A 10,678-nucleotide genomic window follows, 5' to 3' on the forward strand; every position below is an offset into this window, starting at 1 on the left:
CATATTGGCGGACGATGGGTATTGTCAACCGAGTGGTTTAATGATTGCGGATGCAGTTCGCGAAGAGCGGACAGGCATCGTCTATATTCTGTGTTGCCGGATCGACTAAATTGCAGCACGATGATGAACCGATTTGGTTTTCCTGAGGGCGTTATGATTACCGCGATCCGCGAAGTACGCCGTGCCAAGGGGATGACGCTCGACGATGTCGCGCAACGCTGCGTGCCGCCGACCACCGCGCAGACGATCGGCCGCTTGGAGACAGGGATGCGCACCGTTTCGGTCAAATGGCTCAATCGCATCGCCGCTGCGCTTAACGTCGAAGCGGCGGACCTGGTGCGCTTGCCCGACCAGACGGAGTTGCCGGTAGCCGCCGTGCTGAGCGCAGAGGGCGTATTCGCGCCCATTCGGGAAAGCCTGATCCCGCCGCCGCGTCCCGAAGCCGGCGCGATGGCGATATCGGTGAGCGCGGGGATCGGCGATTATCGCGCGGGCGACACGATCTGGTGTGCGCGGCTGGCACCCGAAGCGTTCGGCCGCGCGCTCAACCGCGACGTGCTGGTACCACGCCCCGGCGGGCGGTTCCTGTTCGGGCGGCTGATCGGGCGCGAAGGCGACCGGTTGCAACTTCTCCCACTCGGCTCCGGCCAACGTCAGCAAGTGATCAGCGATCCTGCCTGGATCGCGGAAGCGCGGACGCTGGTCCGTGCCTTGTGATGACGCGACGCGCTAGACCAGCCCCCTCCCCCTGATCCGCAACGCCGGCGCGAAGGCGCCGTCCTGCGGCGCCGGCAAGGTCAGCCGCAGCGCGTCGGCGTCGCGGTGAAACCGCAGTTCGGGCCCGCCGATAAGGTCGACGCGCTCGATCACCGCGTCGCGAAGCGCGGTCTTGCCGAGCGAGGCGATCGCGCTTTCGCTCGTCGGCCAGTCGAGGAAGATCGCGTAGAGCGTGTCGCCCTTCTTGGTGAAGCGGATGTCCTCGCCGGTGAAGGGCTTCTGCTTGTCCTCGCCGAACGCGCCGGCGGGGGGCGGCTTGGTCGGGCCTTCGCCATATTTGCGCCAGGGACGCGTGGCGAAGATCGCTTCGCCATTACGCTGTGTCCAGCCGGTGAACTGGTCGACGATCGCCTCTTCCTTCTCGTCGATCGTGCCGTCGCCGCGCACCGGCACGTTGAACAACAGGGTGCCGTTCTTCGACACGACATCGGCCAGGATCTGCACGACCTGCTTAGCGCTCTTATAGCCGTTATTCTCATAGAGCGGCCGCGAATAATGCCACGCGCCGATACAGGTGCACGTCTGCCACGGCGTTTCGTGGATATCGTCGAGCACGCCGCGCTCGACATTCCAGGTAATCGCCCGTTGCGCGAACGCGTCGAGCACGCCGCCGGTCATGATCACATCGGGCGATCCGTGCCATTCGACCGCCTGGTTGTAATAATGGGCGACCGCCTCCAGCCCGTATTTGCCAAACGGCACGCCGGCATGGTCCATGAACATGAGGTCGGGTTTGTAATCCTCGACGATCTGCTTCTGTCGCTTCAGCCATGTCTCGACGAAGCGGAGATTGCCCGAAGGCACTCCCTCGAGCCACTGGCCGTCGCGCTTGTCGTGCCAGTCCGACATTTCCTTGGCGGATTCGATGCCGTCCGGCGCCACGTAATACGGGCCGGTATAGAGGTCCTGCGGGTCGAGGCCTTCCCAATATTTGCCCGCGCCGTGCTGCTTGCGGAGCCAATAGGCATCGTAGCGCCGGCCGCGCATCGGCCCTTCCGCATCATAGCCATAGGCCGGCTGATACCAATGCCAGGCATGGCCCGAATGGTTGGACACACCGAACCGCAAGCCGGCATCGCGCGCGGCCTTTTCCCAGGCCGCCAGGATGTCCCGTTTCGGCCCGACGCGCACGCTGTTCCATTCGTGATGCCTGCTCGCGTACAGATCGAGATTGTCGTGATGGCACCCCATGCCGACGAAGTAGCGCGCACCCGCCGCCGCATATTTCCTGACGAGGTAATCCGGCTGCCAGTTCTCGGCCTTCCAGTCGCCGATGATGTCGATGAAGCCGGTCCGGCTCGGATGCCCATAGCGCCGGACATGGTTTTCATAGGCCGTCTCGCCATGTTCCCAGCGCTGGCGCCCCTGCATATACAGCAGCCGCGCATACCAGTCGCCGAATTCGGGTTGGCATTGCGGCCCCCAATGCGCCCAGATGCCGAGCTTGGCATCGCGGAACCATTCGGGGTGGCGGTACCCGGCCGCGAGCGATTGCCAGTCGGCAGCGAATGGCGCGCTTGCTGTCGCCTGGGCGACACCAACCTTGCCGGCCAAGGCGGCCGCTGCCCCGCTCAGCAAGGCGTCACGTCTCGTCAGCATCGGTCGCTCTCCACGGGTCCGGAAACATCTCGCGACGTTTCTCGCCTATGAAAACGAGAATTACATATGCACGAATGAGAATCCAGACCCTTGCGATTGAACTTTTGGGCGGGCGGCAGTATTCGCCGCGAACGACCGCATCGGCGTCAGGGCGCTCGGCTCGACGTCGAATGCTCCGCCCGGCAATGCATGCCGGCTCCCTCTGCGCTGCGCTGGGGAATGGTGGGCGGTGACGGTCTCGAACCGCCGACCCTCTCGGTGTAAACGAGATGCTCTACCAACTGAGCTAACCGCCCGTACGCCAGTCCTCTGGCGCGGCTTGGCCGCCAGCGCAAGGGGGTCAGGCGATCGCCAGGCCGTTCTGCGCCAATGTCGCGAAATAGCGGTTCATGCGATCGAGCGACGCTGCGCTCAGCGCCATGAAGGCACGGCGGCGGTCGAACGGGTCGGGCTCACGCACGAAAAGGCCGTCCTCGGTCATCTTCGAAATCCAGCGCAGTGCGGTGCTCGGCGGCACGGCGGCGGCGATGCACAGGCTCGATACCGACACCTGGGCGCGTTCGAGATGCGCCGCGTACAGATCGAGCAACATGTCCCAGGCCGGGTCCTCGAACAGCACGTCGGGAAACGGACGGCTGCGCAGCCGTCGGGCACGGATCGCCTTGCGGACATCAGCCGCCGCGACTTGCACCGGCTCGGCGGGCAAGCCGTATTCGCTGCGTTGATCGGCGACCGTGGCTGGAAGCACGCGCGCCACGGGCTCAGCCGGTGCGACCAGGGCCTGCGCGATCGCCGCTGCGAGGTCGGCCGGCCGCGGATCGCACAGCAAAGTAATGCGCCGGGCGAGCAATGGCGCCGCGACCGCGTCGATCTGGCTTTCGGTCAGCGTGACGATCAGGCCGAATTCGGTTTCCGGCACATGACCGAGCCGGTCGACCGCGTCGTTCAGCGAGTCGCCCGAGAGATTTTCGAGCGCAGCGATGACGATTTGCGCACCCGTCGCACCGGGCAAAACGGCATCCGCCCAATCGGCCTCGGCAACGACCTCGGCGCCGGCTCGGACCGCCGCTGCGGCGAGGTGGACCCGCGCACCGGTCTGACCGAGTACGAGCGCTCCGGGCCGCGCAATCGAGCTCGCGCCGTCCATTATGCTCAGCCCAGCGCCTTCACGATCTCCTCGACCATCTTCTTGGCATCGGCGAGGAGCATCATCGTATTGTCCTGGTAGAAGACGTCGTTGTCGACGCCGGCATAGCCGACGCCACCCATCGATCGCTTGATGAACAGCACGGTCTTGGCCTTGTTCACGTCGAATACCGGCATGCCGTAGATCGGCGAGCTCTTGTCGGTCTTGGCCGCCGGATTGACCACGTCGTTGGCGCCGATGATGAACGCGACGTCGGTCTGGGCGAACTCGCTATTGATGTCCTCGAGCTCGAAGACTTCGTCATAAGGCACGTTGGCCTCGGCGAGCAGCACGTTCATGTGCCCCGGCATGCGTCCCGCGACCGGGTGGATCGCGTATTTGACGCGGACGCCCTCTTCCTTCAGCTTGTCGGCCATCTCGCGCAGCACGTGCTGCGCCTGCGCCACCGCCATGCCGTAACCGGGGACGATGATGACCTGTTCGGCCTGGCTCATCAGGAACGCCGCGTCCTCGGCTGAGCCGCGCTTCCACGGGCGATCCGTCGCGGCGGCTGCCGCGCCGCCGCCGCTGTCGCCGCCGAACCCGCCGGCGATCACGCTGATGAAGCTGCGGTTCATCGCGCGGCACATGATGTAGCTGAGGATCGCGCCCGACGAGCCAACCAGCGCACCGGTGATGATCATCGCGGTGTTATGCAGCGTGAAGCCCATCGCCGCCGCCGCCCAGCCCGAATAGGAATTGAGCATCGAGACAACGACCGGCATGTCCGCGCCGCCGATCGGGATGATCAGCAGTAAGCCGATCGCGAACGAGAGGCCGGTGATCGTCCAGAATACCCAGGGCGACTGATCTTGGGTGAAATACGCGACCAGCCCGAGGATGCCCGCGAGCACCGCCAGGTTGATGACGTGACGCCCCGGCAGCATGATCGGCTTGCCGCCCATATTGCCGTTGAGCTTGAGGAAGGCGATCACCGAGCCGCTGAACGTGATCGCGCCGATCGCGACGCCCAGGCCCATTTCGATGCGGCTCTGGGTGAAGATCTGGCCAGCCGCGGCGATGCCGAAGGCTTCGGGGTTGAGGAAGGCGGCGCCCGCGACGAGCACGGCCGCCAGACCGACTAGCGAGTGGAAGGCGGCCACGAGCTGCGGCATCGCGGTCATTGCGATACGGCGAGCGGTAACGATACCGATCGAGGCGCCGATCAAAATCGCGATAAGGATTTCGGCCGCAGTGCTCCAGTCCGGAAGAAACGACGGAGCATAAGTTAGCGACCGACACGAGGTCTCACCGCCGACAAGATGATTACATAACTCGCCCTGAGAACCGACCAAAGTTCCTGGAAAATGCACAATCAGCGTCGTCACGACGGCGATCGTCATACCGATCATGCCGAAGCGGTTGCCGCGCTGGCTTGAGGTCGGACTCGACAGCCCGCGTAGCGCAAGGATGAAGCACACGCCGGCGACAAGATAGGCTAGCGACGCCCAGGGATTCACCGCGATCGTATGTTCCATTCAGTCTTACCCCGTCATGCCAGCGAAAGCTGGCATCTCCCTGTTTCTCGCCCGGCGCAGAGCCGCACGAGACCCCAGCGTTCGCTGGGGTGACATATTATTTGTGACCGGCTGCCGGCCGATCCTTCTTCTTGTACATCGCCAGCATCCGCGCGGTGACCGCGAAGCCGCCGAAGATGTTGACGCTGGCTAGCACCACCGCGAGCAGGCCCAGCCATTTCGATGTCGCGCCGGTCCCGCCGATCCCGATCGCCGCGCTGGCGATCAGCGCGCCGACGATGATCACCGACGAAATCGCGTTGGTCACCGCCATCAACGGCGTGTGCAGCGCCGGGGTCACCGACCAGACGACGTAATAACCGACGAACACGGCCATTACGAAGATCGAGAGGATCGAGATGAAGTCCATGATTTACTCCTGTTCCTCCCCGGAACGGGGAGGGGGACCGTCGGGCGAAGCCCGATGGTGGAGGGGCCGAGCGGCAAGCGATAAGATCGAATTGGCTACGTCGTCGGCATTACCCAGCACCTCACGCGCTGGAATACGGACGATGTCGAGACCGCGCGATCGCATATAGGCGTCGCGCGTGGTGTCCCCTTTCTGCGCGCCGGCACTGGCATGAACTTCGCCGTCGACTTCGATGACGAGGCGAGCCGACGAGCAGTAGAAATCTGCGACATAGTCAGCACCGATCGGGTGCTGGCGGCGAAAGCGAAAGCCGCCGGGGGAGCCGCGTAGGCGTTGCCAGAGCAGGATTTCGGGATAGGTCATGTCGCGACGAAGTTGTCTTGCGCGCGTGACGTTTGGCGGAACCCGTTGGGGCACCGCCCCTCCACCACGGCGCTGCGCGCCGCGGTCCCCCTCCCCGTGCCGGGGAGGAACATTCATGCCAGCAGCCTCTGGTTCACGACCTTACCGTCCCGCGTCAGCCGCACCGCATCCCCGATCTCCTCATCGAGCACGGGCTTACCCGCTTCCTTGTCCCAGAAGGTCGAGAGGAAATTATACAGATTGCGCGCGAACAGCGCCGAGCTGTCGGTCGCGAGACGCGACGCCACGTTCTTGTGGCCGACGATCCGCACCCCATGCTTCTCGACGACTTCGCCCGCGACCGAGCCCTCGACATTGCCCCCGCTTTCGACGGCGAGATCGACGATCACGCTGCCCGGACGCATCGTCGCAATCTGCGCATCGCTGATGAGCCGCGGCGCGGGACGGCCCGGGATCAGCGCGGTGGTGATGACGATGTCCTGCTTGGCGATGTGCCCGGAAACCAGTTCGGCCTGCGCCTTCTGATACTCCTCGCTCATCTCGGTGGCATAGCCGCCCGAGCCTTCGCCCTCGATCCCCGCGACATTCTCGACGAAGATCGGTTTGGCGCCGAGCGACTGGATCTGCTCCTTGGTCGCCGAGCGCACGTCGGTTGCCGAGACCTGCGCACCCAGCCGTCGCGCGGTGGCGATCGCCTGGAGGCCGGCAACACCCACGCCCATCACGAAGCACTTGGCCGCCGACACGGTACCCGCCGCGGTCATCATCATCGGGAAGGCGCGGCCATATTCGGCCGCCGCGTCGAGCACCGCCTTGTAGCCGGCGAGGTTCGCCTGGCTCGACAATATGTCCATCGACTGCGCGCGCGTGATGCGCGGCATGAATTCCATCGCCAATGCTTCGATACCAGCGGCAGCATAGCCGTCGACCCGCGCCCGCTCGCCGAACGGGTTGAGCCCGGCGACCAGCCAGGCACCCTTGGCGGCGTCCTTCAAGTCGGCCGGATCGGGGCCCTGGATGCCGAGCACGATATCGGCGCCCTTGAGCACCGCTGCCCGCGTTCCGATCGTCGCGCCCGCCCCTTCAAAGCCGGCGTCGTCATAGCTGGCGGCAGCGCCTGCGCCCTGCTCGATCGCGACCTGGGCGCCCAGCGCGACGAACTTCTTGACCGTTTCCGGAGTCGCCGCGACGCGGCGCTCGCCCGAAGCGGTTTCCCGCAGGACGGCGATCTTCACCCGCGGCTTACTTGTGACCGGAGGAGATGAGCCAGATCACGATCGCCGCGATCAGGAAGCACCCCACCGCACCATATTTGAGCATCCCGAGCACCGAGTGATACGTCGATTCGTGTGCCTTCATGTCGGTCTGATCGGCCATGCCGCTACTCTCTCCACCCTGATAGTGTCGCGGTCTTAGCCAGCACGGCCCTTTGCCTCAAGCCCGCAAGCGCCAACATCGTTACCGCACGCGCTTAAGCTGACCTTTACCCTCCCGGCTTAGGGTGACCTGATGAACAGGGAGCAGAAGAGGGCGGGATGACGCGCAACGGACAGCGCCTCCTGATGTTGATCGACGACGAACCCGCGCAGCGCCGGCTGGTTTCGGCCATTGCCGCGCGGCGCGACTGGCGTTCGGTCTTCGCGCCCGACGGCGAAACCGCAATCGCGATGCTCGGCACCCAGGACGGGATGCAGCTCGACGCCATCCTCCTCGACAGTTTCGGCCCCGGATGCGAGGCCGAGGCGCTGATCACCGAATTGCGCGCCCGCCGCCCGCAACTGCCCATCCTGATGCTCACCGCCAACGGCTCGGTCGCGCAAGCGGTCGGCGCGATGCGCGCGGGCGCCACCGATTACCTGGTCAAACCGTTCGCGTCCGAACGCTTGTTGTCGGCGCTCGAAGCGGCGGTCGCCGGCACCGAAGCGGGGGAGCTTCGCCCGTTGACCGAGAAGATTCCCGCGCTGTTGGGTTTCGACGAAATCGTCGGCGCGTCGCCCGATTTCCGCGCGGCATTGGCGATCGCCGCCAAGGCCGCGCGGGCCCGAGTCCCCGTGCTGATCGAGGGCGAAAGCGGCGTCGGCAAGGAAGTCGTCGCCGAGGCGATCCATGCCGCCTCGCCGCGCGGCAAGAAGCCGATGATCGCGATCAATTGCGGCGCGATCCCCGCCAACCTGGTCGAAAGCGAGCTGTTCGGGCACGAAAAGGGCGCCTTCACTGGCGCGTTCGAGCGCAAGATCGGCAGGTTCGCGGACGCCGATGGCGGCACGCTCTTTCTGGACGAGATCGGCGAGATGCCGCTCGATGCCCAGGTCAAATTGCTCCGCGTGCTGCAATCGGGCGAGGTCCAGCCGATCGGCGCGCGGCATGTCCGCGAAGTCGACGTCCGCGTCATCGCCGCGACCAACAAGCGGCTGATCGAGGAAGTCGAGGCCGGCCGGTTCCGCGAAGATCTCTATTACCGCCTCAACGTCGTCCAGGTGACGATCCCGCCTTTACGCGAACGTACCGGGGATATCCCGGCGCTGGCCCGCCATCTGCTCGCGAGAATCGCCGACCAGCCCGGCCTGCGCCCGCTCGGCATCACCGACGACGCGCTGGCGCTGCTCGGCCGTTACGACTGGCCGGGCAATGTCCGCCAGCTGCAGAATGCGCTCTTTCGCGCCGCCGTCCTCTGCGAGGGCGACGCGCTGACGCGCGCCGACTTCCCGCAGATCGCCGCGCTCGGGACCGCTCGCATTCCGATACCGGGCGGCCAGATGGCGACATCGGGCGGCGTCACCCTGTTCCGAGCCGACGGCAATATGCGCCCGCTGGAAGAGATCGAAGCCGATGTCATTCGTCTCGCCATCGGCCATTATCGCGGCCGCATGACCGAAGTCGCGCGGCGATTGGGGATTGGGCGCTCGACGCTCTATCGCAAGCTGGGCGAGCTTGGCATCGACAACGCCGCCTAGCTTAAACCCCCTCTCCCGCAAGCGGGAGAGGGCTTTTGGCACCCGCTTCCGCCATTGCCGCCCGCTCGGACTCACCGTACGGCCACCCCCATGCGCATCACCGATACCGACATTGCCCTCGCCATGGCCCTGGCCGACGCCGCCGGAGCGGCGATTCGGCCGCATTTCCGCGCGCCGTTCGACGTCGAGATGAAGGAGGACGCTTCCCCCGTCACGATCGCCGATCGGGCCGCCGAACAGGCGATGCGCGCCTTGCTCGCCGCCGAGGCGCCGCGCGACGGCATTTCGGGCGAGGAATTCGGCACGACCGAAGGATCTACCGGGCGGCAATGGGTGCTCGATCCGATCGACGGGACCCGCGCGTTCATCGCCGGACGGCCGCTGTTTGGAACGCTGATTTCGCTGGTGATCGACGGTTGGCCGGCGATCGGCATCATCGACCAGCCGATCCTGAAGGAGCGCTGGGTCGGCGCGATCGGACGCCCTACCCTGTTCAACGGCAAGCCGGTCAGGACCCGCGCCTGCCGCGAATTGAGCCATGCGCTCCTCGCGACGACCTCGCCCGCCTTGTTCGACGATTCGCAGCTTCACGCCTTCGAGCATCTCGACGGGGCGGTGCGATCGGTCGTGCTGGGGGGCGATTGCTATAACTACGCCACGCTGGCCTCGGGCTGGCTCGACCTGGTGGTCGAAGCCGGCCTCAAGCTGCACGACTTCGCTGCCTTGGTCCCGGTGATCGAAGGCGCGGGCGGGCGGATGTGCGACTGGTCGGGCGATCCGCTGACCGCCGCCAGCAACGGCGAAGTGGTTGCCGCGGGCGATCCAGCGCGGGTCGAGGAAGTGCTGGAAGCGCTGGCCTGCCGGGGGCACTGATTTCTTTCGCACAGAGGCGCAGAGAGCGCGGAGAGTAGCTACGAGCGGCACTGCCGCTCCTTCCCCACAACCTTTTTAGCGCCTTCGGCGAGCATCTCTACAACGACCTCTGCGCCCCTTGCGCGTCTGCGCGAACCCTAGAACCGCAAGCGGCGGTTGCATTTCCCGAGACTCGCCGCTATGCGCGCCAGCTTCCCGAGCGATGCGTGGAAAGAACGGCCCGGCCATCAAGGGCTGCCGCGGCTGTTCCAGTCTCGCTCAAACCGAAAGGACAAAAATGCCCAAGCTCAAGACGAAGAGCGGCGTGAAGAAGCGCTTCAAGCTCACCGCCACCGGTAAGCTGAAGCACGGCGTCGCCGGCAAGCGCCACCGGCTCATCAGCCACAACGGCAAGTACATTCGCCAGAACCGCGGCACCACGGTGCTGTCGGACGCCGACACCAAGACGGTGAAGGCCTGGGCCCCGTACGGCCTGAACTGAGGAGCTAGACAGATATGGCACGCGTCAAACGTGGTGTGACCACCCGCGCCAAGCACAAGAACATTCTTGAGCAGGCCAAGGGCTATTCGGGTCGCCGCAAGAACACCATCCGCATCGCTCGTCAGGCCGTCGAAAAGGCCGGGCAATATGCGTATCGCGACCGCAAGGTCAAAAAGCGGACCTTCCGAGGTCTGTGGATCCAGCGCATCAACGCCGGTGTCCGCGCCGAGGGTCTGACCTATTCGCAATTCATGCACGGCCTGAAGCTCGCCGGCATCGACCTCGACCGGAAGGTCCTGGCCGATATCGCGATGCACGAGTCGGAAGCGTTTACCGCCATCATCGCGCAGGCGAAGGCGGCACTGCCCCAGGCCGCCTGACCGACCTGTAGCGAGTGAAGATACGGGGCGTCGGTGGCAACACCGGCGCCCTTTTCTTTTCCGGAGACGGAAGCTTGGCTTCCCAATCCTCCCCCGCCAGGGGGAGGTGGCAGCCGCCAGGCTGACGGAGGGGGAGGATGGCGAAACACTATCGTCGTGCCTCCGCCCCCCCCCCCCC

The 10,678-nt window shown here is 65.4% G+C and carries 12 protein-coding genes and 1 tRNA gene; 5 read left to right on the forward strand and 8 right to left on the reverse strand.

Annotated elements, in window-relative coordinates; genetic code table 11:
• Positions 1-153 precede the first annotated feature (153 nt).
• Entirely contained in the window at positions 154-717 is a 564-nt protein-coding gene (locus SPR01S_RS08820; protein ID WP_066588180.1) for a helix-turn-helix domain-containing protein, read from the forward strand.
• Between the two features lie 12 nt (positions 718-729).
• On the opposite strand, the gene SPR01S_RS08825 is transcribed toward SPR01S_RS08820, so the two are convergent.
• The 8 genes from SPR01S_RS08825 to SPR01S_RS21190 form a co-directional block, all read right to left on the reverse strand.
• Positions 730-2,376 carry an alpha-L-fucosidase gene (locus SPR01S_RS08825; RefSeq protein WP_066588182.1) on the reverse strand — a complete coding sequence of 549 codons (1,647 nt, stop codon included), beginning with the start codon at positions 2,374-2,376 and terminating at the stop codon, positions 730-732.
• A gap of 220 nt (positions 2,377-2,596) precedes the next feature.
• Positions 2,597-2,672: transfer RNA gene (locus tag SPR01S_RS08830), tRNA-Val, on the reverse strand.
• 44 nt (positions 2,673-2,716) lie between these two features.
• Positions 2,717-3,523 carry a helix-turn-helix domain-containing protein gene (locus tag SPR01S_RS21895; protein ID WP_066588189.1) on the reverse strand — a complete coding sequence of 269 codons (807 nt, stop codon included), beginning with the start codon at positions 3,521-3,523 and terminating at the stop codon, positions 2,717-2,719.
• Between the two features lie 5 nt (positions 3,524-3,528).
• Positions 3,529-5,040: an NAD(P)(+) transhydrogenase (Re/Si-specific) subunit beta gene (locus SPR01S_RS08840; protein ID WP_066588194.1), complete on the reverse strand. Its 1,512-nt coding sequence runs from the start codon at positions 5,038-5,040 to the stop codon at positions 3,529-3,531.
• 97 nt (positions 5,041-5,137) lie between these two features.
• Complete coding sequence (locus SPR01S_RS08845; RefSeq protein ID WP_066588195.1) at positions 5,138-5,449, reverse strand: proton-translocating transhydrogenase family protein; 312 nt, start codon at positions 5,447-5,449, stop codon at positions 5,138-5,140.
• A gap of 3 nt (positions 5,450-5,452) precedes the next feature.
• Positions 5,453-5,866 carry an endonuclease domain-containing protein gene (locus tag SPR01S_RS08850; RefSeq protein WP_281178777.1) on the reverse strand — a complete coding sequence of 138 codons (414 nt, stop codon included), beginning with the start codon at positions 5,864-5,866 and terminating at the stop codon, positions 5,453-5,455.
• A 59-nt stretch (positions 5,867-5,925) separates the two neighbouring features.
• Positions 5,926-7,047 (reverse strand): Re/Si-specific NAD(P)(+) transhydrogenase subunit alpha, encoded by a 1,122-nt coding sequence (locus SPR01S_RS08855; RefSeq protein ID WP_066588199.1) that lies wholly within the window; start codon positions 7,045-7,047, stop codon positions 5,926-5,928.
• A gap of 7 nt (positions 7,048-7,054) precedes the next feature.
• Positions 7,055-7,189 (reverse strand): aa3-type cytochrome c oxidase subunit IV, encoded by a 135-nt coding sequence (locus tag SPR01S_RS21190; RefSeq protein WP_084239282.1) that lies wholly within the window; start codon positions 7,187-7,189, stop codon positions 7,055-7,057.
• 158 nt (positions 7,190-7,347) lie between these two features.
• Between SPR01S_RS21190 and SPR01S_RS08860 the strand changes: the two genes are divergently transcribed.
• The 4 genes from SPR01S_RS08860 (at position 7,348) to rplT (ending at position 10,500) form a co-directional block, all read left to right on the forward strand.
• Positions 7,348-8,766: a sigma-54-dependent transcriptional regulator gene (locus SPR01S_RS08860; RefSeq protein WP_066588201.1), complete on the forward strand. Its 1,419-nt coding sequence runs from the start codon at positions 7,348-7,350 to the stop codon at positions 8,764-8,766.
• Between the two features lie 90 nt (positions 8,767-8,856).
• Entirely contained in the window at positions 8,857-9,639 is a 783-nt protein-coding gene (hisN, locus tag SPR01S_RS08865) for a histidinol-phosphatase (RefSeq protein ID WP_066588204.1), read from the forward strand.
• Between the two features lie 277 nt (positions 9,640-9,916).
• Positions 9,917-10,120 carry a 50S ribosomal protein L35 gene (rpmI, locus tag SPR01S_RS08870; protein ID WP_066588206.1) on the forward strand — a complete coding sequence of 68 codons (204 nt, stop codon included), beginning with the start codon at positions 9,917-9,919 and terminating at the stop codon, positions 10,118-10,120.
• 14 nt (positions 10,121-10,134) lie between these two features.
• Positions 10,135-10,500, forward strand: a complete 366-nt coding sequence (gene rplT / locus SPR01S_RS08875) for a 50S ribosomal protein L20 (RefSeq protein WP_066588209.1) — start codon at positions 10,135-10,137, stop codon at positions 10,498-10,500.
• Positions 10,501-10,678 lie beyond the last annotated feature (178 nt).

Origin of the sequence: Sphingomonas pruni NBRC 15498, from assembly GCF_001598455.1 — a bacterium.
GTDB classification, from domain to species: domain Bacteria; phylum Pseudomonadota; class Alphaproteobacteria; order Sphingomonadales; family Sphingomonadaceae; genus Sphingomonas; species Sphingomonas pruni.